This is a genomic window from Gordonia sp. NPDC003425 (assembly GCF_053588635.1).
Map to the genome: position 1 here is coordinate 91061 of NZ_JBSFQI010000014.1, position 26576 is coordinate 117636.

Sequence of the window (26576 nt, forward strand, 5' to 3'; positions counted from 1 at the left end):
TGGTGAGTGCAAGGTCGGCGCCGCGTTGTCCGCGGCGCGCGAACACGCCGGTCACTCGCCGCGGGCGAACAGCAGCGGCACCAGCAACTCGTCGGCGGTCCACCCGCCGTGATGGCCCACCATTCGCGTCTCGTTCGGCTCGTCGACCGACCTGCCCAGAATGGTGCGCCCACCCGCGACGGCCACCACGTCGCCGACGCGTCCGGGCGGGAGGTCGCCGGCACCGAACCAGCCTTCGTCGAGTACCTGTTCGCGCGTGGCGACGGTGGCGTCGCCCGACAGCAGCTCCGACCAGGTGGCGGCGACGTCGGCGGCAGCGCCCTCGACCGCATAGACGTGCCGCGCCCGCGCCTCACCGGCGATCGCCTCCACCGCGCGGTTGAGGTCGTCGGCCCGGTCGTCTGCGGCGTCGAGGTCGATCACCTCGCCTGCCGCGAGCATGCCGTGATCGCCGGTCACCACCAGCGCGACCCCAGAGGGCAGGTCGGTGAGGAGGTCGGCCACGAAGGCGTCGACGGTTCGTAGCGCCGCGAGCCAGGCCTCCGACCCCGGGCCGTGCATGTGGCCCGCGGCGTCGAGGTCGGAGAGATAGGTGTAGACGAAGCGTGGCCACTGCGACCGGGAGACCGCACGCGTCAACGCGGCGGCGACGCCGGCACGCAACTCGTCCGGCGTGGCGGCGGGCATGTACCGGGCCGATGAACCGAAGGCCACCTGGGTGAATCCGGTTCCGCGGAACACACCGGGCATCACGGTGAAGGTGCGCACGCCGGCCGCCCCGAGATCGGCGAGGGCGCGACCGGCCGACGGCGCGACGCGCCCCGTCGGATAGATGTCGAGGGCCGACGGCCCGTTCCCGGCGTCGAGTGTCCAGCGCAGCGCGTTGAGCACACGCGCCGTATCGCCCACCCGCACCGCGGCCTCGGGCCGGAAGCTGTAGCCGATGATCCCGTGCGTGGCGGCGGGCGCACCGGTCATCAGGCTGGTGATCGAGGTGACGGTGGTCGACGGGAACCCGGCACGCAGCGTCCCGGCCCGGAGGCCGGCAAGGGTGGGTGCGGCGTCGGCATGCGCGGCGAGCTGATTCTCACCCAGGCCGTCGACCAGGAGTAAGACGACGTCGGATCCGTCGAGTGCGGGCAGGGCGGTGGTGGGCGGCGTGCCACTGTACTGGGCGCCCCCGACACCGAATCCGCCGACGATCCACGGCAGGACGTCGGCGAGGGTGTCGGGATATTCGGCCCACCTGCCCGGCGGGAGCTCCTCGAGGGGATCGCTCGACATGTCTACACACTCTGCTCCCCGCGGCCCGCACGCCACCCAACACCCCGCGACCGCCGGTCATCGACTTCCGGAATAGAAGTTGATCGTGCTACGCTCAACTTGACATAATCACAACCGCTCGAGATGAGAGGACACCAGTCATGGCAACCAATGCTCGCTTCGTTCCTGTCCGTCGCACCGCCGCTCCGTCGGTGTTCAGCCCGTTCCGGTTCTTCGATGACCGTGGCCTGATCGACCTTTTCGACACCGCCTTCGCCGGCGTCGAACCGTCGCGGTTCGAGACTGCGTGGACCCCGGCCGTCACGGTCGAGGAGACCGAGGGCGCCTACATCGTCGAGGCGGAACTGCCCGGCATCAAGCGCGACGACATCACGGTGGAACTCGACGACAACGTGCTCCACGTCCACGGCGAGACCACCGAGACCGAGCGCACCGGCGAGATCCGTCACCAGACGCGTCGCACCGGCAAGTTCGACTACCGGCTCTCCCTGCCCGGCGAGGTCGACGGCGACAAGGTGTCCGCGGCCCTCACCGACGGTGTCCTGAAGCTCGAACTCGCCAAGGCCGCACCGGCTCAGGCCCGTCAGATCGAGATCACCGAGTCGTCCGACAACAGCTGATCCCCCTGTCACTGCTGTCGTGACCCGGCCGCCCGGACATGTTGTGTCCGGGCGGCTTTCGTCACAGCGCCCGCTGCCCGCCGATGTACAGCTTGCCGCCCACCGCGGCAACCACCTCACCGGTGTCGAGGTTGGACAACTCCCAGCCGGCGCCCGCGCCGCTGGTCATCACCGACGACGGGTACGTGCGCAGCAACGCCAGCCGCCGGCCGTCGGTACCGAGCAGATCGGTCGAGTCGGGGATGCGCTCGCCGATCTGATCACCGGAGTACGCATCGAACACCTCATGGCCGACGATCACCGCGGTGGACGTTCCCTTCACGGTGCCGGAATCGGCTGCCCGGTGATGCCAGATGATCTTTCCCGACGACGGGTCGACGGCTCCGACTTCGGAGCCCTTCGTCGCCACCGGTAACGACATCGCGCTGACCACCATCGTCTGGTTGTCGCGGAAGTCGAGGGATTGGGGCACGGCCAGCGTCCAGCCCTCGTCGATGTCGGCGGTCTTGGTGCCGTCGGCGTCGAAGATCTCTGCTCGGCTACCGGCCTGCGAGAAAGCGAAACCGCCCGGAAATGCGTTCAGAACGGACGGATTGTCGAGTGGAAAGTCCCTCGTCGCCATCACTTTGCCATCGCTGAGGCGAATCACCTTGCTACTCAGCTTGTTTCCGAGGGCACCGGTCGAGATCGGGGTGTCGACCTTCAGATAAGGGGTGGGGCCGTCGATGACCACACTGCCCGGGCCATACCCCTGAGTAAGCACCAGGGGCACTTCGGCAACCGATGCGCCCGAGACGTCATAGGAACGCGCGACGAGGGTCGACGAGCCCCGACCGATCACCGCCACCAGACGCTCACCCGCCGCCAGCACCGTCGGCACGGACGAGCCGCTGACGTCGGCGGTGACTGCGCCGCGGGCGATGTCGATCACCACGAGTCGCGAACGGTCAGCCGAACCGCCCTCGGCCCACGCGCAGATTGCGCCGGTCGCGGGCTCGTTCACCGCGCAATGCAGGGAGATCGGACGGTCCGCCGATCCGACGGGCAGCACCACCGGCGGGGCGCCGGTGGGTGCACCGGTGTCGGCATTGACCGCGGTGAGCCGGTACCCGTCCTGATACACGAGGAACAACACCAGTTTCTCGTCACCCCCGACCACCTGCGGTACGCCCAGAGTGCCCTTCGGCGCGAAGGTCCACACCGGTTTGGTCGGTTGCGTTGCCAGCGAGGCGAATTGCGGCGTCACCGGTTTGTGTGGCAGATCCTGTCCGGGGGAGCCGCCGAACACCTGCCACGACACCACACCCGCCACCACCACGAGCACCAGCGCCAGCACCGGGGCCACGATCAGCCACCGCCTCGGCGAGCGCTTGCGGCCCACCGACGCCGGCCCACCCGAGGGCCGGTGCTGCGTGGGACCGAACACTTCCCGACGAGCACCCGCCGCGTGTGCCGTGCTCGCGAACGCCGGAGACGACGGTCCGGCGTGGGGTGCGCCGGCCGGCCCCGGCACCCGCACCTGCGTGGCGTCCGATCCTCGTTGGCTCAGTGCCCATTTCAGTGCAGCGGCAAACGCCCGACTCGACGGGAACCGATCATCGGGCCGCTTCGCCATGGCGCGGAAGAACACCTGATCCACCGCCGGCGGGAGGTCGGGTCGCGCCGCGACCACACTCGGAACGGGCATGGTGGCGTGTGCCACGATCACACCCGCAGCGGTACTCCCGGTGAACGGCGGATCGCCGGTGAGCAGGTGGAATGCGGTGCACGCCAACGAGTACTGGTCGGCCCGGGTGTCGACGGTGCCGCCGCTCATCTGCTCGGGCGAGGCGTAGCTGAGCGTGCCGAGCGCCATCCCCGTCTGCGTCAGCTCGGAGTTGCCGGGACCCATCCGCGCAATGCCGAAGTCGCTCAACAGCACCCGGCCCGACGACGTCAGAATGTTCGCGGGCTTCACGTCGCGATGAACCAGTCCGCGGGCACCGGCGAAATCCAGGGTCTCGGCCACGGCGTCGACCACCCGGGACACCTCGGCGGCCGGCAGCCCGTGCGGCGCCCGGCTCAGCACGACGTTCATGTCGGGGCCGTCGATCAGCTCCAGCGCGATCCACAATCGACCGGCGGTCTCGCCGCGGTCGTAGACGGTGACGATCCCCGGATACGACAGGGCGGCGACGAGATCGGCCTCGCGCTCGAATCGTCGACGGTACTGCTCGTCGGCGGCGAACTGTGCGGCGAGCACCTTGAGCGCGTCCCGCCGCGGCAACCGGGGGTGGCGGGCCACATAGACCTCACCCATACCGCCGGCACCGAGGAGCCGTTCGATGGTGTACCCGGCGAACACCGAACCCGGTTCGAGTACCGCCACGCCCACCCCCACAACTCCGACCGGGCCCGACCCCCGGCGATCAGGGCAACGCTAGCAGCACCCTTCCCCCGCGACACCCCGCCCGCCGACGCCCCGGGCGGGCACTTCACGAGACGTCATTCGGGGCGAAGACAGCCCGTCCCCTCCGGCCAGGTGTAGCGGCTAGTGTCGGGTTCGTGGAGATTCTGCTGATCATCGTCATCGCGCTGCTGCTCATCATCGCGGTCGTCGTGATCTTCAACGTGCTCGGCCAGCGGCGGCTGCGTCAGGCCGAGGCAGACGCGCTGCGCAACCGCACCTACCGCCCCGGCGATCCCTTCTCCAGCGCCGACGACGACGCCATCCGAGGCAACCCCCGCGCCCTCAAACCCAGCGATCTGATCGAGATCCGCGGGGAGACCTTCGCCGTTCGCGGGACCCTGCGGCTCACCCAGGACGGTTTCACCTGGACTGAGAACTTCCTCGACACCGGCCTGGGCCGCAAGGCGTGGATCTCCGTCGAGGACGATCCCGACCTCGAGGTGGTGCTCTGGCAGGAGCTGCAGGGCGTCACCGTGGTCCCCGGACCCCCGACCATCGACCTCGACGGCCGTCGCTACTTCTCCGACGAGGCGGGCTCGGCGAACTTCACCTCCGCGGGCACCACCGGCCTCGCTCCCACCGGACGGATGCGCTACCACGACTACGCGGCGGGCGACGAGCGCTTGTCCTTCGAGGACTTCGGCGGCTCCTGGGAGTGCGCGCGCGGCGAAGTGCTCGGCCACGCCGAGTACCGCATCTTCCCGTCCAATCCCGCACCCGAACAGCGATGAGGGCGCACGCCGACCTCGACGTGGCCTTCGTCGACACCCGCGCCGGTCAGCTCGGTTTCTCGTTGTCGGCGGCCCCGCGCACACCACTCGCCGTCGCCGACCACCGGTTCGGCGCCGTGTCGCTGTCCATCCGGCTGCTCGGGGCCAGCCATCAGGTGATCCTCACCGACGGCGGACACGACCTCTGCGAGACGGTCGCCTGCCTGCCCGGAACCCCGTCGGCGCTGCCGCAGTCGTACCAATCGCGCGGCTACGTGTTCACATCCCGAATCCAGACGCTCGACGAGGACGAGATCGCGCGCGTCGTCGACCAGGTGACCGCGCAGGTGGCCGCGCACACCGACGCAGGGTTGCCCGCACTGTTGGGCCGATTCCCCGGCCATCCGCTCGCGGTGACCGCGGTGATCGCCGACGCCGACGCCGATGGTGTCTCCTGGCGCACCTGGCACACCTATCCGCAGGCCGGTGAAGTGGTGCTGACCTCGAGCCACCTCGACCCGGAGGCCCCGGCGGTGCGTCGGTGAGCGCGCACCCGCCGCCCGGCGAGCAGGATCCCACGCGCGGGCTCCGGCGAACCCGCAACATCCTCATCGCCGTCATCGTGGTGGTGGCGGCGCTGGCCATCGTCGGGTCGTGTGGTGTGAACGCCATCCGCGGCGGCGCCGACGGCGATGCCCGCGCGTACGTGACATCGCACTATCAACGCGACACCGCCCTCGACGAGTCCGATGTGGACGCCTACATCGCCGATGGCTCGCCCAGCGTGGTGGCCACCCAGATCTCCTCGGTCGCGCAGCCGACCGACCAGCGCGCCGGAGACAACGCGGCCGGCAACGAGGCGGGCACCGAATTCCTGCAGTACCCCGGCTACCTCATCGGACTGTTCCCGTACGCGGCCGACAAGACACGCGTCATGGTCAGCCGGGATTACACCAGTGGATACAACCACTATCACCACTACGTCGGCGGCTTTTGGGTTCCCACACCCGACTTCTCGGGGTCGGGCAGCTCGAACCGCGGCGGCGGAAGCGGTACCGGCAAATGAGAACACCTGTTGCGACCATCCCCGACCCACCAAACACCGGAGCGTGCACATGATCTCGGTCGACGCCCTCGTCACCAACGCCTACTATGCCGCCGCCTACGCCGGTGTCGGCGTGTTCCTCATGCTGATCTCCTTCGCGGTGATCGATGCACTCACCCCGGGAAATCTGCGACATCAGCTCTGGGCCGACCGGAACCGCAACGCTGGAATCCTGGTGGGCGCCAACCTGATCGCGGTTGCGGTGATCGTCACCGCGGCGATCGTGGCCAGCGAGGGGCGGCTCGCGGTGGGACTCACCTACACGTTGATCTACACCCTCATCGGACTGGTGGTGATGTGCGTGACGTTCTTCGTCGTCGACCTGTTCACCCCCGGAAAACTCGGCGATCTGGTGATCTCACCCGAGAGCCATCCCGCGGTGTGGGTGCACGGCATCTCCCACGTGGCGATCGCGTTCATCGTCGCCGCATCCATTCTGTGACCACCGGCGAGCTCACCGCGCCCGCGGCCACCCCGACCCACTCCCGGCTCGCCCGCGTGGGGCTGCTCGGGGTGGTCTTCGTCTGCGCCGCTTGCGGACTGGTCTATGAGCTCGCGCTGGTGTCACTGGGCTCGTTTCTGATCGGCAACACCGCCACGCAGGCGTCGATCGTGCTGGCGGTGATGGTGTTCGCGATGGGCATCGGCGCGCTGGCCGCCAAACCGCTGCAGAACCGGCCCGTCATCGCCTTCGCCGCCATCGAATCGGCGCTCGCACTGCTCGGCGGACTCTCGGTGCTCGCGTTGTATGCGGCGTTCGCCTATCTGGCTCTCTACACGCAGGCGCTGGTGGTGGTCGCCTTTGTGCTCGGGCTCCTGATCGGGGCGGAGATCCCGCTGCTCATGGTGCTGCTGCAGCGCATCCGACAGCAGGAGGCGGGGTCGGCGGTGGCCGACCTCTTCGCCGCCGACTACATCGGCGCGCTGGTCGGCGGACTGTGCTTCCCGTTCGTGTTGCTCCCCGTGTTCGGTCAGCTCCGCGGCGCGATCGTGGTGGGACTGGTCAACGCCGCCGCCGGCTGCTTCTTGGTGTTCGTCGTGTTCGGAAAGTCGTTGAATCGCCGCGCTTTGGCAGCCCTGGCCGGAGTGACGATCGCCGTGGTGGGCACGCTGGTGGCCGCATTCGTCTACGCCGACCGTTTCGAGGTGACCGCCCGGCAGGCCCTGTTCCGCGACCCGATCGTCACCGCTGAACGCACCCACTACCAGGACATCGTCATCACCGAACGGCGCACCCCGAACGGCCCCGACACCCGGCTCTACCTCAACGGCGACCTGCAGTTCGCCTCGATCGACGAGTACCGCTACCACGAGTCACTGGTTCATCCGGTGCTGGCCACCGCACCGCGCCGGTCGACGCTCATCCTCGGCGGCGGCGACGGCCTGGCGCTTCGCGAGGTGCTGCGCTACCCGGACGTCGATCCCACGCTGGTGGAACTCGACCCCGAGATGATTCGCTTGGCGCGCAACGACTCCCGGCTCGTGAGGCTCAACAGGGGGTCCATGAACGATCCGCGCGCCCACATCGTCAACGCCGACGCGTTCGGCTGGCTGCGCCGAGCGGACCGCACCTTCGACACGATCATCGTCGACATGCCCGATCCCGACGAGTCGGCCACCGCGAAGCTGTATTCGACCGAGTTCTATTCGCTCGTCGCCGCCCACCTGGCGCCGGGAGGGCGCATCGTGGTGCAGGCCGGATCACCGTATTTCGCACCGAAGTCGTTCTGGTGTATCGGGTCGACGCTGCGATCGGCGGGCCTGGCCATCACGCCCTACCACGTGGACGTGCCCTCCTTCGGCGACTGGGGATTCTTCCTCGCCGCTCCGCACACCGCTCCCCCACTGCGTCTCGATCCGCCTGGGCCGCTGCGCTTCCTGAGCCCGGCCGAACTGACTGCGGCGGGGGTGTTCCCGCTCGACCGCGGTCCGATCGACGTGACACCGTCGACGCTGATGGACCCCCGCATTCTGCGCTACAGCCAGGGCGAATGGCTGGGGTACTGACCCCGACACGGACAGCGAGATCATCGAATGCGGCCTGCACGACATCGTGGCCGGGCACCATTGAGCGCATGAACGGCGGCCTGCGCGATGTCTAGTGGTGTGACGATCACGGTGCTCGCGGTTCTCGCCGCGCTCGCCGTCGCCGCCGCCGTCGTGCTGGTCCGTACCCGGCGGGTGGTGGCAACCCCCACCGAGCGGGCGGTGCATTCCGCGCTGCACACCGCGTCGCTGGCCGCGCGCTCGCTACGCAACGGGCTGTCGGCGCAATCGGCCCGCGACGCGCTGCCGCCGCTGCGCACGTTGACCGCCGCCGAGGCGGTGGCCCTCTACGACGACCGGCCGGCACTGCTGGCCCACGACGGCGATCCGCAACCCTGGGACGACGAACTGCTCGCCGTGGCCGACACCGCGGCACAGACCGCGGCCACCGGGCTACGCCGCGTCCTCGTCGCCGACCCGGTGGGCACCGACGCCCCGATCCGGGCGCTGATCGCGCAACCCCTGATCGCTGACGAGAACGGTGTCGGCGTGCTGGTGGCGGCCACCACCATCCGACCGGGCCCTGGCATGCTCGGTGCGATCGCGGAGGTGGCGCGGTATGTGTCGAGTCAGATCGAACTCGCCGACCTCGACGCCTCGCGCGCCCGCCTCGACCGCGCCGAGGTGCTGGCGCTGCGCGCGCAGATCAGCCCGCACTTCATCTACAACGCGCTCAACACCATCGCCTCCTTCGTGCGCACCGACCCCGACCGCGCGCGGGAACTGATCCTCGACTTCGCCGATTTCACCCGCTACTCGTTCCGCGCGGCCGGCGAGTACACCCTGCTCGCCGACGAACTGCGCAACATCGACCGCTACCTCACCCTCGAGCGCGCGCGCTTCGGCACCGCCCTCGACGTCCGGTTGCAGGTGTCGCCGGAGGTGCTCGGCGTGGTGGTGCCCTTCCTGGCGTTGCAGCCGCTGGTGGAGAACGCCGTGCGCCACGGACTGGCCGGCAAGGGCGGCGGCACCATCTCCATCATCGCGCGCGACGAGGGCACCGACTGCGTGATCACCGTCGAGGACGACGGGGTGGGCATGGACCCCGAACTGCTGCGCTCCGGCGACATCGACGCCCTCGACCCCGCGTCGACCGCCCGCGAGACCGACGGCGCGCGCGTCGGTCTGACCAACGTGGACCACCGGCTGCGCGCCGCGTTCGGCAACGACTACGGTCTGGTGGTCGAGACGGGTGTGGGTGCCGGCACCAAGGTGGGTATGCGGGTTCCCAAGTTCCGCACCGGCATCCGGGCGCAGGTGTCAGAGGAGGCACACCGACCATGACCATCACCGTGCTCGCCGTCGACGACGAGGCGCCCGCCCTCGACGAACTCGCGTACCTGCTGGGCCGCCAGTCCGAGGTGGGCGAGGTCTACCGGGCCGGCGATTCGACCGCGGCGCTGCGCGAACTCAACCTGCACCGCATCAACGCGATCTTCCTCGACATCAACATGCCCGGCCTGTCCGGCATCGAGCTGGCCGACGTGCTGACCAGATACGCCGACCCGCCCGCCATCGTCTTCGTCACCGCCCACGACGACCGCGCGGTGGACGCCTTCGACGTCGGCGCGGTGGACTACCTCCTCAAACCGCTGCGCGAGGAACGTCTCGGCCAGGCCGTCGCCCGGGTGCTCGCCGCGCAGCCGTCGCCGGCCGAACCCGAGGAGAGCGACGACGTGATTCCCGTCGAGATGGCCGGGGTGACCTCCCTGGTGCCGCGCGACACCATTTCGTGGGTGGAGGCGGTCGGCGATTACGCGCGGCTGCATGCACACTCCGGCGCGCACCTGGTGCGCATTCCGCTGTCGTCCCTCGAATCACGCTGGCGTGACAAGGGTTTCGCGCGGGTGCATCGCTCCTATCTGGTGGCGCTGCCGATGGTGAGCGGTATCCGCAACACCGGGTCGGCGACGGTGGTGTGCGTGCGGGCCAACGGGTCGTCGCAGGCGGTGGAACTGCCGGTGAGCCGTCGTCAGGCGCGCGAACTCAAGGACCGGCTCATCCGCGATCCGTTGCGCACCTACAAGTCACCGACGGCCGGCGGTGAGTCGTGACCGGGCAGCCACCGCCGCGGCGGAAGCGGGTGGTGCTCGCGCAACGGCGGGGTGCGCGCATGGTGCGCACGCGCGTGGAGGTGCAGGAGCAAACAGAGGTGGGCGACGCGCTGGTGCGGGGCCTGATGCGGGCACAGTTGGGTCTGGCGCTGCGCCTCGGTGCCGCGCTGACCCTGCTGATCGTCGCGATTCCGTTGCTGGGCATCGTCTTTCCGGATCTCGGCGAGGTCACCGTGCTGGGCGTCCGGCTCAACTGGATCGTGCTCGGACTGCTGCTGTATCCGGTGCTCTATCTGACCGGCCGGCTCTACATCAGACTGGCCGAGCAGGCCGAACGCGACTTCATGGGTGTCGTCGACGACGAACCCGACGCTCACCCGGAATCCGGCAGCCGATGACCACGACGGGGGCACAACTGCTCACCGTGCTGGCCCTGGTGGCCGCGGCGGTGGCCACCGTGGCCGTCGGCGCCTACGGCGGCCGCGCGTCACGCACCACCTCCGACTTCCTGGTGGCCTCCCGCACCGTGGGTGCCCGCTGGAACGCGACCGCGATCTCCGGCGAATACCTTTCCGCGGCATCGTTTCTCGGTGTCGCCGGACTGGTGGCGAAGTACGGTGCCGACGCCTTGTGGTATCCGGTGGGATTCACCGCCGGGTATCTGGGGCTGCTGATGTTCGTGGCCGCGCCGCTGCGCCGGTCGGGCGCCTACACCGTGCCCGACTTCGCGGAGTTCCGCCTCGGCTCGCGCACCGCCCGGCTCACCGCGATGCTCGTCGTGGTGGTGGTGTGCCTGCTCTACCTGATCCCGCAATTCCAGGGGGCGGGCCTCACCCTCAACATCCTGCTCGGCGTGCCGGTGTGGGTGGGTGCGCTGGCGGTCGGCGCGATCGTGGTGGTCAACGTGGTGGGCGGCGGGATGCGTTCGATCACCTTTGTGCAGGCCTTTCAGTACTGGCTCAAACTGACCGCGATCGCGGTGCCCGCACTCGCCCTGGTGGTGGTGTTCGCCGCCGACCGGCACCCGATGGGCGACCCGGTGCCGCCGCGGGTCACCACGGCCACCACGGTGGACGTCACCACCGACACGGTGGTGACGGTGTCGGAGACGGCGGGGATCACCGTCAGCGGCCGCCTCGACGGACGCGACGTGACAGGCGCGCGCATCGAGGCGCCCGGCGAACACGTGCTGGCCGCGGGCAGCACGATCCACCTCGACGCCGGCGCGGCCACACCGGTGGTCGCCGGAGCGCCGTCGACCGGCGAGAAATGGATCGCCTCGGGCGGTGGATTCGGCGGGCCGCATCCGCTGTTCGCGGTGTACTCGCTGATCGTGGCCACCTTTCTGGGCGCGATGGGTCTGCCGCACGTGCTGGTGCGCTTCTACACCAACCCCGACGGCCGGTCGGCGCGACGGACCGCGCTGGCCGTGATCGCGCTGCTCGCGCTGTTCTATCTGTTTCCGCTGCTGCTGGGCGTGTTCGCGCGGCTCTACGTGCCGCAACTGCTCATCACCGGCACCGCCGACGCCGCCGTGCTGCTGCTGCCGAGCGCGGCGGTCGGCGGCGTGGTGGGTGAACTACTGGCCGCGCTGGTGGCCGCGGGTGCCATCGCGGCGTTCCTGGCGACGTCGTCGGGACTTCTGGTCAGCGTCGCCGGGGCGCTGGCCACCGACGTGCTGCCCGGCCGGGTGCGCGATTTCCGGCTGGCCGCCGTGATCGGCGGGGTCGCGGCCATCGGGCTCTCGCTGGCCGCGTCGAGCCTGGAACTGTCGCGAACGGTGGGGCTGGTGTTCGCGGTAGCCGCGTCGACACTGTGCCCGCTGCTGATCCTGGGCATCTGGTGGCGCGGGCTGACACCGGCGGGTGCGATCGCCGGACTGCTCGTCGGCGGCGCGTCGTCGGGGACTGCCGCGTCGCTGGCGATCGCCGGCGTGGTGGACAACAACGTGGCCGGTGGCTGGGCAGCGGTGCTCATCGGCTACCCGGCCGCGCTGACGGTACCGCTGGCCTTCGCGACGATGATGCTGGTCAGCCTGGCGACCCGGAGCAGGCGTCCCGCCGACCTCTCGCGCATCTTCGCCCGGATGCACGTACCCGAGCGTCTCGGGATGGGTGTGGAGCGGGTGCCGCGCGGGTAGACCGGCATCGCGGATCGAACCTGCAGGCGCGCGGCTGGGTGCTTAACCCGCCGACCGCTCGTCGGACCACATCGACCGTCTACCGCACACTCGGACGGCTTCGTCGTGTGACCCAGGACACCCCATTGTGTGTGATCCACGTCGCATCGGATGCTCAGCGGGTAGACCCATCACACCGATCCTTCGGAGGAACCCGTGTCCACCACCGACCAATCGCCACCCGAGGCGCCATCGCCGACGGGTGAGCAGTTCATCGAGATCCAGCGCAGCCCCCGATTCCAGGAACTGCGCCGCACCCACCGTCGTTTCGTCTTCCCGATGACCGCCTTCTTCCTGATCTGGTACGGCCTCTACGTGGCGCTCGGTGCGTTCGCCCACGACTTCATGGCAACACCGGTGTGGGGCAACATCAACGTCGGCCTCATCCTGGGCCTGCTGCAGTTCGTCACCACCTTCGTGATCACGGGCATGTACGTGGCGTTCGCCAACCGCGAACTCGATCCCAAGGCCGCCGTACTCCGCTCGGAGATGGAAAGCGAGACGATCCGATGACCCTGCACCTCGCCGCATCGGCCGCCGTCGGCAATCCGGTCGCCAACATCGCCATCTTCGTCGGATTCGTCGCCATCACCCTGTTCGTGGTGATCAAGGCCAGCCGCAACAACTCCACCGCCGCAGACTATTTCACCGGTGGCCGCGCATTCTCCGGCCCGCAGAACGGCATCGCCATCGCAGGCGACTACCTGTCGGCGGCCAGCTTCCTCGGCATCGCCGGCGCCATCGCCGTCTACGGATACGACGGCTTCCTCTACTCGATCGGCTTCCTGGTCGCGTGGCTCGTCGCACTGCTGCTGGTGGCCGAATTGCTGCGCAACACCGGCAAATTCACCATGGCCGACGTGCTGAGCTTCCGACTCATGCAGCGGCCGGTGCGGCTGGCCGCAGCCATCTCGACGCTGACGGTGTCGCTGTTCTACCTGCTCGCGCAGATGGCCGGCGCAGGCGGGCTGGTGGCACTGCTGCTCGACGTCAAATCCCGGACCGGACAGTCGATCGTCATCGCCGTGGTCGGCGCGCTGATGATCGTGTACGTGCTGGTGGGCGGCATGAAGGGCACCACCTGGGTGCAGATCATCAAGGCGATCCTGCTGATCGCAGGTGCCGCGTTCATGACCGTGATGGTGCTGGGCCGTTTCGGCATGAACTTCTCCGACATCCTCGGCTCGGCGCAGCACGCGATCTCCGGCTCGTCGAACGAAAAGGTCGCCGCCCGTGATGTTCTCGCGCCGGGCGCCAAGTACGGCGGGTCGTTGCAGTCACAGATCAACTTCATCTCGCTGGCCATCGCCCTCGTGCTCGGCACCGCGGGTCTGCCGCACGTGCTGATGCGCTTCTACACCGTACCCACCGCCAAGGAGGCCCGACGCTCCGTGGTCTGGGCGATCGGCCTGATCGGCGCCTTCTATCTGTTCACCCTGATCCTCGGCTACGGCGCGGCCGCCATCGTCGGCCCCGACCGCATTCTCGCCGCGGCGGGCAAGGAAAACGCGGCGGCACCGCTGCTGGCCTTCGAACTCGGCGGCGTGGTGTTGCTCGGCATCATCTCGGCGGTGGCGTTCGCGACCATCCTCGCGGTGGTCGCCGGTCTCACCATCACCGCGTCGGCGTCGTTCGCGCACGACATCTATGCCAGTGTGATCAAGCGCGGCAAGGCAAGTGACGCCGACCAGGTGCGCGTGTCGCGGTATGCGGCGGTGACGCTCGGCGTGATGGGCATCGTGCTCGGCATCCTGGCCAACGGGCAGAACGTGGCGTTCCTGGTGGCGCTGGCCTTCGCGGTCGCCGCAGCCGCCAACCTGCCCACCATCCTGTACTCGCTGTACTGGAAGCGGTTCAACACCCGCGGTGCGCTGTGGAGTATGTACGGCGGCCTGGCCTCCACACTCATCCTGATCGTGTTCTCCCCCGCTGTGTCCGGCAAGGCCACCTCGATGGTTCCGGGCGCCGACTTCGCGTGGTTCCCGCTGGAGAATCCGGGCATCGTGTCGATCCCGCTGGCCTTCGCGCTGGGCATCATCGGCACGCTGAGCAACCCGTCGGATCGCGGCACCCCGGAACGCAACGCGGAGATGGAGGTTCGCTCACTGACCGGCATCGGCGCCGAGAAGGCCGTCGTGCACTAGGCGGTCGTGCAGCGGGTGCAGGCGTCGTCGAAAGTAGGGGAAGATCCGTCTTCCCCTACTTTCGTGATCGTCCCCCAGTTGTAGCCAGCGGAAGGTCGCAGAACCAGGGGAACGATTTCCTTCCCCTACTTTCGGGCCGCGGCCCCGTCGTCGGTGTCACCGTCCTGGATGCGGCGGAACGGTTGTGCGGCTTCGAGTTCGAAGGCCAGCTCGATCAGGGTGCGTTCGTTGCCGAGGTCGGCGGAGAAGTGGATACCCACCGGCAACCCGGTGGAGGTGTCGGCCAGCGGCAGACTGATGCCCGGCGTGCCCGACGTGTTGTTCGCCGGGGTGAAGGCGATGTAGCGCACGAGACGCTCGAAGATCTCGTCGAAATCCCCTGCGGGGTCGAGGTATCCGATGCGGGGGGTGGTGTGCGCGAGCGTCGGGCTGAGCACTACGTCGAACCGTGTGAAGACCTCGCGGAACTGGGCCGTGGATTTGTTGAGCCCGCGGATCACCGACGGTGTGCGCCAGAACCTGCGCAGATACTTCCGCGACAGGCCGCGGGTGAACGGGTCGAGCGCCGACCGGTCGAATCCCTTGCCGAAGCTGCGTTTTCCGAAGTGATCGATCGCGAAGGCCAGCATCGCCCAGTACTGGGTGAACTGGTCGACGTAGCTGCGATCGACCGGCATCGGGATGAATTCGGGACGGTGCCCGAGATCGTGCGCGAGGTCGGCGATCGCGGCGACGCCGTGGTGGGTGTCGTCGTCGAGCAATTGCCCGGTCAGCGGCTCGGTGAGCATCGCGATGCGCAGCCGCCGGGTGCCGGGCCCCTCCACCAGGCCGACGTGCGGCAACGACGCCGCGGGTGCGTAACGTTCGGCGTCGGCGAGGAACTGGGCGGTGTCGCGCACCGAGCGGCTGACGATGCCGTTGGAGATCAGGTCGATGGGCATGGCCCGGCCCTCCGGCGACGCCTCCACCCGCCCGCGGCTCGGCTTGAGCCCCACCAGCCCGCACGCCGCGGCCGGGATACGGATCGACCCCCCGCCGTCGTTGGCGTGTGCGACCGGCAGCGCACCGGCGGCCACCAGCGCGGCCGAACCGCCCGACGACGCGCCGCAGGAATAGTCGGTGTCCCAGGGATTGCGGGTGGGTTCGCGGTCGACGAATTCGGTTGTCGCGGTGAGCCCGAACGCCGGCAGAGTGGATGCCCCGACCAGGTTGACACCGGTGGACAGCAGTTGATCGGTGAACGGTTCGTTGTTCTGCGCGGGGGTGGCGGGCACCGCCGCCGACCCCTGCCGGGTCTGCAGACCCGCGAACAGCGTGTTGTTCTTGATGATGGCGGGCACCCCGGCGAACGAGCCGCCCGGGAACACGTCGTCGACCGCACGTTTACGGGCGCGCTCCCTGTCGTCGACGGCGACCGCGTTGAGCACCGGATCGACGGCATCGATCCGGTCGAGCGCGGCCTCGACCGCCTCGCGCGCGGAGATCTCCCCCGATGCGATCGCGGCCGCGACGCCGACACCGTCGTACTCGCCGAGCGCGTCGTCGCGAAACGCGTGTACGTGTCTCATGCGGGCAGAGCCTAGCGGGTGGGCCGCATCCGCATCACGTCATCGGCGAGTTGCGTCGCATATCCGTCGTCGATCGTTGAGCGATCGGTCGGCGTAGGGATCGGTCGGCGTAGGGATCGGTCGGCGTAGGGATCGGTCGGCGTAGGGATCGGTCGTGCGGTCGTGCGGCACCGCGGCGGGCACGCACCGCCGTCGGCGCATCAGTCGGCCGACGCCACGCACCTCCATTTGTCGGGTATTCGCACCACTGATCTGTCCTATTGTTGTGCCCACTAATGAATTGGATCACACGCTCGATTCATCGCGGGACGATTCACATCACGTGGTCGAGATTCGATTTTCGGCCGGACATCCCGGCACGTCCCAAGCGACGTTTCGGTCATGTATTGCTCTGCACAGCAATCGCTTTCGTGCATCTGTCGCGCACTTGGCAGTGGCGGCTCGTGACATCCACGCTACTTCGGGGAGGGTTGTCGACACGGCCAGGAAATCTGCTGATAATCAATTGTCCAGGGAGGGGTCGTACGTTCGTACCACAGCACATTCCGCGCGCTGACACACATCACGTCGAGCCGCTAATGTCGGCCATACAGCGCAAGTTCGTACGTCGAGGCTCAGTGCCGATCCCCTCGGAAATCTCCGCGAAATTCACACATCTCTCGAGGTCGTTAGCCATGACGCAGCCTGGCCCATGCCTTCCACGCCACCACAAGATCTCCCCCGACGACGAAGAAGTAGAGGTCGTCGAGGCTCTGGTCACCCATCTCGGACGACCCATCGTTTCTGATTCACACAAACGAGAACGACCGCGATACCTGGTGGTCCTCACTCCCGGTGACACGAATGAGTATGGCGCACTTCGTGATCCGTCCCTCTTGGCACAGCTCGCACAGGGATTGCGCCAGGAGGTGGCGGCGAGCCTGCTCCACCTCGAGAACGTCTGGGTCGACGACGACCTACACGGGGTGGTGGCACTGATGAGCGCCAAGAACACCCGAGAACTCAGGGGCAGAGTCTCGGCGATCTGCGAGACCCTGACCAATGTGCCATGGGCGCTGACGGACGGATCGGTGCATCGCGTCGATCTCGGAGCAGGGTACTCACGCATCCCGGATCTCGTCAGCGATGAACACGTGTCCGAAATCATCTCTACTGCAGCAGAATCCGCGCAGAAGTCACTCACCAGACGCGATCTGGTGTGCCTCGGTCCACAGGCCTCCCACGTCAGTGGTGGAAGCTTCCCGTACACCTCCGACTTCCCCTGCAGATCCTGGCGGTGCTGTGCATCAGCACGGTGGGACCATTCCTCGTGATGCGGCTGACGTACGCACTGGGCTTTGACACGGCAACCATCTTCTATGTCAGCGTGGTGGTGGCCCTCGCCTTCACCGCCATTCTGATCTGGACCGAATCATTGCATGCGCTAACGCCTTTGACGCTCCCGCCGACACCGACGACATCGCCTCCAGTGGCCACGGCGATTGTCGCGGCCTATCTCCCCAACGAAGCGGACACCATCGTGGAGACACTCTCCCACGTACTCGGTCAGGATTATCCGGGTCCGTTGCAGGTGATCCTCGCCTACAACTCGCCGGTTGACCTACCCGTGGAAGCCGAGCTGCGGCAACTCGTCCACGACCACCCGGAACTGGAAATCCTCAAGATCGCCGACAGCACGTCCAAAGCCCAAAATGTCAATGCGGCACTGCAAGTCGCGCGTGGCGAGTTCATCGGAGTCTTCGACGCCGACCATCACCCGGTCCCCGGCTCGTTCACCCGTGCCTGGCATTGGATAGCCGAAGGGGCCGACGTCGTCCAGGGACACTGCGTGGTCCGAAACGGCGAGGAGTCACTGATCGCACGGGCGGTCAGCATCGAGTTCGAGCAGATCTACGCGGTCAGTCACCCAGGACGCAGCAGCCTGCACAGGTTCGGCATCTTCGGAGGATCCAACGGCTACTGGCGTGCGTCGACGTTGCGCCGCGTCCGCATGCGCGTCGACCGGCTCACCGAGGACATCGATGCCTCCATCCGGTCGATCCTCGACGGTGCCAGCATCGTGAGCGACCCCGGGTTGATCAGCCGTGAACTCGCTCCGGTGAGTCTGTCGGCATTGTGGCGCCAGCGAATGCGGTGGGCGCAGGGCTGGTTTCAAGTGTCCATGCGGCAGTTTCCGGCAGCGATGTTGAGCCGCTCGGTGACGCACCGGCAGCGGATGGGCATGTTTGTCCTGTTCGCGTGGCGCGAAGTGTATCCGTGGATCTCACCCATGATCATCGGAGTCCTGGCGTTCCTGTGGTGGCGGGACGGATCCCTGTCGTGGTCGTCCCCGCTCTTCCTGCTGACCACGCTGTACACGTTGGCCGCGGGCCCCATCCAGATATTGTTCGCCTGGCGTCTGTCGGTACCCGAAATCAGAGCCCGGCGCGGGTGGTTCATCTGGTACATCGTCGTCGCATCGCCGTTCTACAACGAATGGAAGAACCTCGTTGCCCGTGTCGCTCAGGTCAAAGAGCTTATGGGGGAACATGAATGGCACGTCACCCCGCGTGGCACGATGCGCGCCTTTGTTCCCGAGACCGACGAGTCCGTTGCCTTGTCACGATCCGGACCAACCGCAGTGACCGCACCTGCCGCGCTGCCGGACGGGAGCCTCGCATGAGCACGATTCCTTCCGTATCCCGCTTCGATCCGGTAGCACCCGCACTGCGACGCCGGTTTCCGCTTGATCCGCTACGCGCGCTCGCAGCAATGGTTGTGATCGTGACGCACGTGCACAGCAACCAGCTTCTGACACTCGCGCACCCCAGCGCCGGCGACATCCACCTCAATCACGTACTCGAAGTGTTCGCCGACGCGGCAGTGACATTGTTCTTCGTCCTGAGTGCTTTTGTGCTCTACCTGCCGGCGGTTCGCGCAGCGATCGCCGGGCGCAACTCCACCACGTGGAAGGACATGCTGTTGCGGCGGGCCGTGCGCCTTCTGCCGCTCTATTTCATCGTCGTGGTGGTGGTGTGGTCTGCCACCAACACCAGCCTTCCCGGTAAGTGGCAGGACTTGTTCCTGCACCTCACGATGCTCCACGTCTACAGCGACCGTTACATTTTCTGGACCGATGGCCCCGCGTGGTCACTCGCTGTCGAATTCCACTTCTACGTGCTCATGGCCATTGTCACCCCACTCTCCGCGGCGTGGGCGATTCGCGCGGACGCGGATGCGCCTCGTACGGATGTCGGTGTTCCCCGCAGTGCTGACCGTTGTCGGTGTGGCGTATCTGCTTTGGGCGGTGCGCACGTTTCCGCATGACAGGTGGAGCGTCTGGTTCGGTCCGCTGGGGATGTCGGCGATCTTCGCGATGGGGATGGCTCTCGCGGTGGCAGTGGCCGGCGGCGTCGAGTTGCGCCGAGCCTGGGCGCGACGCGCACTCGCGTTCGGTTCGCTGGCGACAGTTTCTTACGTCGCGAGTGTGCGCGACCCGCTTGACACCACCGATCAGTTGTGGCGCCTGGCCCTCGGTGTGGCATCGGTCGCGCTGATCTCGTCCATAGTCATGACGACCGGATCTGTGCCGCGGTGGCTGACCTGGCGTCCACTCGTCGCCCTGGGTGTCTTCAGTTACGGAATGTATCTACTCCACGAACCACTGATGCGCTGCGCGAGGTGGCTCGGCATCCTCGCCCCCGGCAGTCTGGGCATCGTTGGTTTCGTCGCGTCGGCCGCTGTGGTACTCGCACTCACGATCGTCGCAGCACGATTCAGCTTCAACTACGTCGAATCGAATGCGATGCGCATCCTCGCAACCTTCGAAGCCGGCGGCAAGCTGCGCGAGTACTACTCCAAGACTCTCGACACCGCAGAACTGCCTGCAAGCCGCACACTCCGCATCACGTCATCGGCGAGCTGAGTCGCGTAGTCGTCGTCGATCGCCATGGCGAACACCGCGTGGTGGTAGAGCGGTGCGATGACATGGTCGAGGATCGTCGACACCTCAGGCGTCGACTCGCCGCGCCGACGGGCGCGATCGACCATCTCGGCGGCCTGCTCCCGCCGGATCGACCAGCACGGGCACTCCTCCACGACGTCGTCGCGGGCGGCAACCATCGCGCGAAGATAGGCGCGTCGTTTCGGGCGACCGATGTCGGCGGCGATGATGCGTGCCCACTCCGCGAGGTCTCCGGAGAGCTCACCCGTGTCGGGAAGGTCCTCGCCCTGCGTCAGGGCAGCGACCGCAACCTCTTCGATCAGGTCACCGATCGTTCCCCAGCGGCGGTAGATACTCGTCGGATTGACGCCGGCCACCTCGGCAACACGAGGGATCGTCATGGTCTCTCGTTCACCACGGCCGACGAGTTGCCCGACGGCGGAGAACACGGCCTGCTGCACGCGGGCGCTGCGTCCGCCGGGACGGCGCGACGGCGTCTGTGCGGTTGCGTTGTCGAGGGATGAACTCCGAGGCATGTGAACCATTATTGCAAACAGCATTGCTTTAGCGACAGTCTCCTATTACATTGACCACTAACGCAGGGTCCATTGCTTTAGGAGGGGTTGTGGCCACATCCATACCTTCGCCCGGTGTCGGCCGGTCGCCGCGTCGGCTGCATCCGCATCGAGCGTTCTGGATCGTGACCGCGACGATGGTGATGGTGCTGTTCGCCTCGGCCGCGCCCTCGCCCCTGTACCCGGTCTACCAACAACTGTGGGGCTTCTCGTCCTTCACGCTGACCGTGGTGTTCGCGATCTATGTGGTTGCGATGCTGGTCAGCCTCCTCACCGTGGGATCGCTGTCGGATCACATCGGCCGACGCCCCGTTCTCGCGGTCGCGCTGGCCTTGCTGATCGCGAGCATGGTGCTGTTCGTTGTCGCCGACGACGTCGGGGTGCTGATGGCCGCCCGAGCCCTGCAGGGACTGGCCACCGGCGCCGCCATCGGCACCCTGACCGCGACCATCGTCGACATGGCACCCACGCCCGGCACCGGCTCGGCGATCACCGGCGCAGCACCCACACTGGGACTGGCCGCGGGTGTCGCGGTGACGGGGTTGCTCGTGCAGTACGCGCCCGCACCGCGGTTCCTCGTCTACCAGGTCATCCTGGCGCTGTTCGCGGTGGCTATGGTGGCGTTACTGGTGGTGCCGGAGACCTCTCAGCGAGTCGGCTTCACCTCGCGACGGCACCTGTGGGGCACGCTGGCACCGCAGGCATCGGTACCGGCGGCGTTGCGCGGCCCGTTCTTGCTCGCGATCCCCGCCTTCGTGGCCACCTGGTCGCTCGGCGGCCTGTACCTGTCGCTCGGCTCGTCGGTGGTCGCCCGCATCTTCGAGGTCACCAACCACGGTGCCGCCGGGGCATTGCTCTTCGTCTTCTTCGCCTCCGGCGCCGTCACGTCGCTGGTGATCACCGCCCGGGCACCGATCACCAAACTCGCCTACGGTTACGTCGCCCTGATGGTTGGCGCGGTGATCTCACTGTCCGGTGTTCTCAGCGAGGTGCTCGTCGTGTACATCGTCGGGTCGGTGATCGCCGGGTCGGGATTTGCGGCCACCTTCCTCGGAGCGCTGGACAACCTGAGCGCCCGCACGCCTGCCGCCGAGCGCGGACAGGTGTTCTCGGCGGTGTTCATCACCAGCTACGTCGCCTTCAGCGTGCCCGCCGTCATCGCCGGACTCATCGTGTCGCACATCGGTTTACAGGAGACCGCGGTGGCCTACGTCGGCTACGTGCTGGCACTCGCGGTGGTCGGGGCGGTGGTCACCGTCCGGTCGCGCGGCACCACGGGAGACGGTGCCGTCCCCGCGCCCGCGACATGCTGCGTCGCCGACTGAACACGCCGATCCGAGGTCATGATTTCGACTCTGGGCTTTCGCGCAAACCGCTTCACCGGGTATGACTAGTACATGCACTTGAAGTTCGATTCAGATGAGCTCGAGTTCCGTGAGGAACTTCGTTCCTTCTTCACCACCAAGATTCCCGAGGACATCCGGGAGCGTGTCGCGTCGGGCACGGCGGTCCTGCCCGACGACCTCATCACCACGCAGCGAATCCTCAACGCCGAGGGACTCGCGACGCCGGGGTGGCCGGTGGAATGGGGCGGCAAGGACTGGACGCCGATCCAGCGCAACATCTACCACGACCAGCTCAGTCTCAACCATGTGCTCGACCCGCTGACCTTCAACGTCAACATGGTGGGTCCGGTGATCGCGACGTTCGGATCACAGGAGCTCAAGGAACGTTTTCTGCCCGCCACCGCCAACCTCGACATCTGGTGGTGTCAGGGGTTCTCCGAGCCCGAGGCGGGCTCGGACCTGGCTTCGCTGAAGACCCGCGCCGTCCGCGACGGCGACCACTACGTGGTCAACGGGCAGAAGACCTGGACCACCCTCGGCCAGTACGCCGACTGGATCTTCTGCCTGGTGCGCACCAATCCGGACGCCCCCAAGCGGCAGGCCGGCATCAGCTTCCTGCTCATCGACATGAAGACCGAGGGCATCGAGCTGCGGCCGATCAAGCTGATCGACGGTGGCGTCGAGGTCAACGAGGTGTTCTTCAACAACGTGCGCGTGCCCGCCGAGAATCTCGTCGGCGAGGAGAACGCGGGCTGGACCTACGCCAAGTTCCTGCTCGGCAACGAGCGCACCGGCATCGCGCGGGTCGGCTGGACCAAGACCCACATCGCCAAGGCCAAGGAGTTGGCCCGCCAAACCCCCACCTCGCGCGGCACCCTGCTCGACGACCCGCTCATCGCGGCCCGCATCGCCGAGATGGAGAACGAGTTGCTCGCCCTCGAACTGACCCAGCTGCGGGTGGTGTCGTCGTCGGCCGAGGGCAAGGCCAACCCCGTCTCCTCGCTGGTCAAACTGCGCGGCAGCGAGCTGCAGCAGTCTGTCACCGAACTCATCGCCGACATCGCGGGAGCGCGCGGCCTGGCCGTGCGCGCACCGGAAGTGGGGACACCCGAATGGGCGCAGCTGAGCGCGCCCGAGTACCTCAACTACCGCAAGGTCACCATCTACGGCGGCTCGTCGGAGGTGCAGCGCACCATCATCTCGTCGTCGATCCTCGGCCTGTAGCCCCCACTCACCAACGGCCGGCAGGCCACCCGAATCTGGAGTCATCCCATGGATTTCGAGCTCTCCGAAGAGCAATCACTGTTGCGTGACACCGCGCGCGACGTCTTCAAGTCCTACGACGTGGAAAAGCTGCGTGCGGTCGCCGCGAGCGAAGCGGGCTGGCAGCCCTCGGTGTGGGCATCGCTGGCCGAGATCGGCATTCTCGGGCTGCCCTTCGGCGAGGACGCGGGCGGCTTCGGCGCGGGCCCGGTCGAGGTGGCCGCGGTGATGGGTGAGGTGGGTCGCAGTCTGGCACCCGAACCCCTGCTGTTCGGCGCGTTGCTGCCCGGCGTGGTGATCGACCGCGTCGCCTCCGGCGACCGCCGCGTGCAACTGCTCACCGAGGTGGCCGAGGGCCGACTGCTGCTCGCCTTCGCCCATACCGAGACCGACGACCGCTGGCCGGCCGCAGCGGTGAGCACCACCGCCACCGGCGCCAGCGACGGTGTCACCCTCAACGGCGTCAAATACCCTGTGATCGCTGGTGATTCGGCGCAGAAGATCGTGGTGAGCGCACGCCGCGACGACGGCACCGTCGGCCTCTTCCTGGCCGACGCCGACGCGTCCGGTGTCACCGTCACCGGGTTCACCACCTACGACGGGCGACGCGGCGCGCAGATCACCTTCGCCGACACGCCCGCCATCGATCTCGGCTCAGGCGACCAGTCCGAGGCGATCGGCTATGCGGAGATCTTCACCCAGACCGCGCTGTGCGCGGAGGCGGTGGGCGCGATGGAGCGGTCGCTAGAGCTCACCACCGAATACCTCAAGTCGCGCAAGCAGTTCGGCGTGACGTTGTCGAAGTTCCAGACACTCACCCAGCGGGCCGCCGACATGTTCGTCTCCCTCGAACTCGCCCGTAGCCTGAGCCTGTACGCCACCGCGTCGCTGGCCGACGACATCACCGACCCGACCGTCTACAGCCGCGCCAAGCTGCAGATCTGCCGGTCGGGACGCCACATCGGGCAGGAATCGATCCAGATGCACGGCGGCATCGGCATGACCGACGAGTATCCGGTGGGCCACTACACCGCGCGACTCACCGCGACCGGTCATCTCCTCGGTGACGCGAACGAGCACCTCGCAGCGCTCGCGGAGAAGGTCGGCGACTATGAGATGGTGAGCGTCGGCTAGCCGGTGTAGATCAGGACGTTGTCGACGCTTGTCGTAGGATCATCCGGTCATTCGAGGTTGGCTCCGGACCAGATCCGGATTGCCTCGCGAATGATCTCGGCGTTGTCCGCACCGCCATAGGCTGCGGCGAACCTCGGATCGGCCACATACAGTTCGGCGAGCCCGGTGTAGGCCTCGCGGTCGGGTTCCCTTCCTCCCCAATGCGCGGTAACCCACCGATGATGGTCGGCGACCAAGCGTTGAAAGCGCGCGCCGTTCGGGTCCTCGCCGCCCTCGGCCGCGGTCCGCAAAGCCGCGTTGACGTCGAGGCTCTTCTTGTCGTCGGCCTTCCGCTGTTCGTCAGTCATCGCGGCGCGTCGCTCGGCGGTGCGTTCCCATGCCTCGTCACCCCAGCGGGTACGTACTTCGGTCTCGTACTGACTCTGGTCGACGCCGGCGAAGACTTCGTCGATGGACATGGATCGGCCCTTCTTTATCGTGTCGAGCGTCTGTTGGACGACGTCGATCTGTTCGTTGGTTCTGTCTCGGCGCTCGGTGAGGAGCGCGAGATGAGTTTCGATGGCGTCGGTGAGAGAGATCTCGTCATCGAGCGCGAGTTGGATTGTGGCGAGGGGAAGTTCGAGCGCGCGCAGCGACAGGATTCGATAGAGCCTTGAGATCTCGGCGTCTCCGTAGAAGCGGTATCCGTTGCTTGCCACCCGAGACGGGAGAAGAAGGCCGATCTGCTCGTAATGCCGGAGCGTTCGACTGGTGAGTCCCGTCGCCCTGGCAAGGTCTCGGATCGGCCACTCCGTCACCGCATCGATCGACAGGTCCGTGGCCTGCCCCTCATTCTCCGTCATGAGCACCACTCTGCCGGTTGACGTTAGGGCAGAGTCAATCGTCGCTGACGGTGAAGTGGCAGTGTCGCCTGTCGCCGGAGTGTGTTATTGTAGAACATACGTTCGATGCGATGGGTTGGGGGTGAGGTTCATGTCGGCGGCACCGGAGGTCATTGCCCGGTTGCATGCGGTGCTTGATGAGATCGCGGCCACCGATGTGTCGTCGTGGAGTGATGACGAACTCGTCTCCGCGGCCACCGAACTCGAACGGGCTCACCACAGGATTCCGGCGGTGGGCAGCCGGGCGTTGGTGGAGATCTCGGATCGTGATATCGCCCGCAAACGCGGATTCCGCAGTGTGATCGCGTTCTTTTCCCACGCGTTACGCATTACCGAACCGGTACGTCGCAAACGGCTCCTCGAACACACCGCCCGATTTCATTCGGCCACCGGGCAACTGTTGGCACCGTCGTGTCCGACGTTGGCCGACAAGTGCGCCGACGGCAGCGCCGGGATGGCACACGCACTGGTGGTGCTCGACGTCCTCGACAAGATCCCCGCCGCCACACCCCACGATGTGCGAGTGGCCGCCGAGCAGACGATGAGCCACTACGCGGCGACGCTGAGCCCGTCGGAATTGAGCCAGGTCGGGGCGCGGCTACTCGCCCACCTCGATCCCGACGGCCAACTCAGCGACGACAATGACCGAGCCCGCCGCCGCAACCTGTGGCTCAACCGTCAAGACACCCAGTTGATGTCGAAACTCAACGGTCACCTCGACCCGCAGACCCGAGCCATGTTCGACGTGGTCCTCGACGCGTGGGGAAAGCCGGGCCTCAACAATCCCGACGACGACGCATCGCCACGAGGACCCGTCGGGGATGCCGACCCGCGCCAACTCGCCGACGCCGCAGGCCGCGACACCCGGTCGCAGGCACAACGCAACCACGACGCGCTCCACGCCCTGCTGAAGGCCGTGCTCGCCGAGGGGACGCTCGGCAAGAGTCACCGGGGACTGCCCGTGCAGGTGATCATCAAAATCGACGAGAAAGACCTGCGCCGCCAGGCCGGGCTGGGTACCACTGCTTCCGGGGCGCTGCTCCCGATCTCCGACGTCATCACCATGGCCGCCCGCTCACAGCAATATCTGGCCGTGTTCGCCGACCACACCGCGGTGCCACTGTATTTCGGACGGTCACGTCGACTGGCCTCCCTGGGACAACGATTGGCATCGTTCGCCTCCGACGGCGGTGAAATGTGCTCGGCACCCGACTGCACCCAACCGGCCACCCGCGTGGAAATCCATCACGCCCGCAAAGACTGGGCCGACGGCGGACTCACCGACATCGACTCCCT

24 protein-coding genes are annotated in these 26576 nt (G+C 67.3%); 19 read left to right on the forward strand and 5 right to left on the reverse strand.

Annotation, left to right across the window (positions count from 1 at the left end; translation table 11 throughout):
• Positions 1 to 51: 51 nt before the first annotated feature.
• Positions 52 to 1284: an alkaline phosphatase family protein gene (locus ACWDTD_RS16100; protein ID WP_449748123.1), complete on the reverse strand. Its 1233-nt coding sequence runs from the start codon at positions 1282 to 1284 to the stop codon at positions 52 to 54.
• A gap of 140 nt (positions 1285 to 1424) precedes the next feature.
• Here ACWDTD_RS16100 and ACWDTD_RS16105 point away from each other — a divergent pair, with 140 nt between their 5' ends.
• On the forward strand, positions 1425 to 1904 hold the full coding sequence (locus tag ACWDTD_RS16105; protein WP_449748124.1) for an Hsp20/alpha crystallin family protein: 480 nt from the start codon (positions 1425 to 1427) through the stop codon (positions 1902 to 1904).
• Positions 1905 to 1965: 61 nt separating this feature from the next.
• Here ACWDTD_RS16105 and ACWDTD_RS16110 read toward each other — a convergent pair whose 3' ends face one another.
• Complete coding sequence (locus tag ACWDTD_RS16110) at positions 1966 to 4272, reverse strand: protein kinase domain-containing protein (RefSeq protein WP_449748125.1); 2307 nt, start codon at positions 4270 to 4272, stop codon at positions 1966 to 1968.
• A 176-nt stretch (positions 4273 to 4448) separates the two neighbouring features.
• Here ACWDTD_RS16110 and ACWDTD_RS16115 point away from each other — a divergent pair, with 176 nt between their 5' ends.
• The 11 genes from ACWDTD_RS16115 (at position 4449) to ACWDTD_RS16165 (ending at position 14591) form a co-directional block, all read left to right on the forward strand.
• The gene (locus tag ACWDTD_RS16115) at positions 4449 to 5084 is read left to right on the forward strand and encodes a DUF4178 domain-containing protein (RefSeq protein WP_449748126.1); all 636 of its coding nucleotides are present in this window, start codon (positions 4449 to 4451) and stop codon (positions 5082 to 5084) included.
• On the forward strand, positions 5081 to 5608 hold the full coding sequence (locus tag ACWDTD_RS16120) for a DUF2617 family protein (protein ID WP_449748127.1): 528 nt from the start codon (positions 5081 to 5083) through the stop codon (positions 5606 to 5608). The genes ACWDTD_RS16115 and ACWDTD_RS16120 overlap by 4 nt, the downstream gene beginning before the upstream one ends.
• A complete protein-coding gene (locus tag ACWDTD_RS16125) occupies positions 5605 to 6129 on the forward strand; it encodes a DUF4247 domain-containing protein (protein WP_449748128.1) in 525 nt (174 codons plus the stop codon). The genes ACWDTD_RS16120 and ACWDTD_RS16125 overlap by 4 nt, the downstream gene beginning before the upstream one ends.
• A gap of 49 nt (positions 6130 to 6178) precedes the next feature.
• Positions 6179 to 6610, forward strand: a complete 432-nt coding sequence (locus ACWDTD_RS16130) for a DUF350 domain-containing protein (protein WP_449748129.1) — start codon at positions 6179 to 6181, stop codon at positions 6608 to 6610.
• Positions 6607 to 8175, forward strand: coding sequence for a polyamine aminopropyltransferase (locus ACWDTD_RS16135; protein WP_449748130.1), 1569 nt, complete (start codon positions 6607 to 6609; stop codon positions 8173 to 8175). The genes ACWDTD_RS16130 and ACWDTD_RS16135 overlap by 4 nt, the downstream gene beginning before the upstream one ends.
• Before the next feature lie 87 nt (positions 8176 to 8262).
• Positions 8263 to 9498 (forward strand): sensor histidine kinase, encoded by a 1236-nt coding sequence (locus tag ACWDTD_RS16140; RefSeq protein WP_449748131.1) that lies wholly within the window; start codon positions 8263 to 8265, stop codon positions 9496 to 9498.
• A complete protein-coding gene (locus ACWDTD_RS16145) occupies positions 9495 to 10268 on the forward strand; it encodes a LytR/AlgR family response regulator transcription factor (protein ID WP_449748132.1) in 774 nt (257 codons plus the stop codon). The genes ACWDTD_RS16140 and ACWDTD_RS16145 overlap by 4 nt, the downstream gene beginning before the upstream one ends.
• Positions 10269 to 10327: 59 nt before the next feature.
• A complete protein-coding gene (locus ACWDTD_RS16150; protein WP_449748133.1) occupies positions 10328 to 10666 on the forward strand; it encodes a hypothetical protein in 339 nt (112 codons plus the stop codon).
• Positions 10663 to 12408 carry a sodium/solute symporter gene (locus tag ACWDTD_RS16155; protein ID WP_449748134.1) on the forward strand — a complete coding sequence of 582 codons (1746 nt, stop codon included), beginning with the start codon at positions 10663 to 10665 and terminating at the stop codon, positions 12406 to 12408. The genes ACWDTD_RS16150 and ACWDTD_RS16155 overlap by 4 nt, the downstream gene beginning before the upstream one ends.
• Before the next feature lie 195 nt (positions 12409 to 12603).
• A complete protein-coding gene (locus ACWDTD_RS16160) occupies positions 12604 to 12960 on the forward strand; it encodes a DUF485 domain-containing protein (RefSeq protein ID WP_449748135.1) in 357 nt (118 codons plus the stop codon).
• Positions 12957 to 14591, forward strand: a complete 1635-nt coding sequence (locus ACWDTD_RS16165; RefSeq protein ID WP_449748136.1) for a solute symporter family protein — start codon at positions 12957 to 12959, stop codon at positions 14589 to 14591. Before ACWDTD_RS16160 ends, ACWDTD_RS16165 begins: the two co-directional genes overlap by 4 nt.
• A 125-nt stretch (positions 14592 to 14716) precedes the next feature.
• Here ACWDTD_RS16165 and ACWDTD_RS16170 read toward each other — a convergent pair whose 3' ends face one another.
• Positions 14717 to 16159, reverse strand: coding sequence for an amidase (locus tag ACWDTD_RS16170; protein WP_449748137.1), 1443 nt, complete (start codon positions 16157 to 16159; stop codon positions 14717 to 14719).
• Positions 16160 to 17357: 1198 nt separating this feature from the next.
• Here ACWDTD_RS16170 and ACWDTD_RS16175 point away from each other — a divergent pair.
• Genes ACWDTD_RS16175 through ACWDTD_RS16185 form a run of 3 tightly spaced genes read left to right on the forward strand, consistent with a single transcriptional unit; the run spans position 17358 to position 20063 of the window.
• Positions 17358 to 18821 (forward strand): glycosyltransferase family 2 protein, encoded by a 1464-nt coding sequence (locus ACWDTD_RS16175; RefSeq protein ID WP_449748138.1) that lies wholly within the window; start codon positions 17358 to 17360, stop codon positions 18819 to 18821.
• The gene (locus ACWDTD_RS16180) at positions 18818 to 19465 is read left to right on the forward strand and encodes an acyltransferase family protein (RefSeq protein WP_449748139.1); all 648 of its coding nucleotides are present in this window, start codon (positions 18818 to 18820) and stop codon (positions 19463 to 19465) included. The genes ACWDTD_RS16175 and ACWDTD_RS16180 overlap by 4 nt, the downstream gene beginning before the upstream one ends.
• The gene (locus ACWDTD_RS16185; RefSeq protein ID WP_449748140.1) at positions 19425 to 20063 is read left to right on the forward strand and encodes an acyltransferase family protein; all 639 of its coding nucleotides are present in this window, start codon (positions 19425 to 19427) and stop codon (positions 20061 to 20063) included. Before ACWDTD_RS16180 ends, ACWDTD_RS16185 begins: the two co-directional genes overlap by 41 nt.
• Here the strand turns inward: ACWDTD_RS16185 and ACWDTD_RS16190 are convergent.
• Positions 19991 to 20626 (reverse strand): TetR-like C-terminal domain-containing protein, encoded by a 636-nt coding sequence (locus ACWDTD_RS16190; protein ID WP_449748141.1) that lies wholly within the window; start codon positions 20624 to 20626, stop codon positions 19991 to 19993. The genes ACWDTD_RS16185 and ACWDTD_RS16190 overlap by 73 nt on opposite strands.
• 167 nt (positions 20627 to 20793) lie before the next feature.
• On the opposite strand from ACWDTD_RS16190, the gene ACWDTD_RS16195 reads away from it, so the two are divergent.
• The 3 genes from ACWDTD_RS16195 (at position 20794) to ACWDTD_RS16205 (ending at position 24399) form a co-directional block, all read left to right on the forward strand.
• Positions 20794 to 21981 carry an MFS transporter gene (locus ACWDTD_RS16195; RefSeq protein WP_449748158.1) on the forward strand — a complete coding sequence of 396 codons (1188 nt, stop codon included), beginning with the start codon at positions 20794 to 20796 and terminating at the stop codon, positions 21979 to 21981.
• A gap of 72 nt (positions 21982 to 22053) precedes the next feature.
• Entirely contained in the window at positions 22054 to 23226 is a 1173-nt protein-coding gene (locus ACWDTD_RS16200; protein ID WP_449748142.1) for an acyl-CoA dehydrogenase family protein, read from the forward strand.
• Positions 23227 to 23274: 48 nt separating this feature from the next.
• Entirely contained in the window at positions 23275 to 24399 is a 1125-nt protein-coding gene (locus ACWDTD_RS16205) for an acyl-CoA dehydrogenase family protein (RefSeq protein WP_449748143.1), read from the forward strand.
• A gap of 47 nt (positions 24400 to 24446) precedes the next feature.
• On the opposite strand, the gene ACWDTD_RS16210 is transcribed toward ACWDTD_RS16205, so the two are convergent.
• Entirely contained in the window at positions 24447 to 25241 is a 795-nt protein-coding gene (locus tag ACWDTD_RS16210; RefSeq protein ID WP_449748144.1) for a MerR family transcriptional regulator, read from the reverse strand.
• Positions 25242 to 25371: 130 nt separating this feature from the next.
• Between ACWDTD_RS16210 and ACWDTD_RS16215 the strand changes: the two genes are divergently transcribed.
• A partial coding sequence (locus ACWDTD_RS16215; protein WP_449748145.1) for a DUF222 domain-containing protein occupies positions 25372 to 26576 on the forward strand: 1205 nt, incomplete at its 3' end.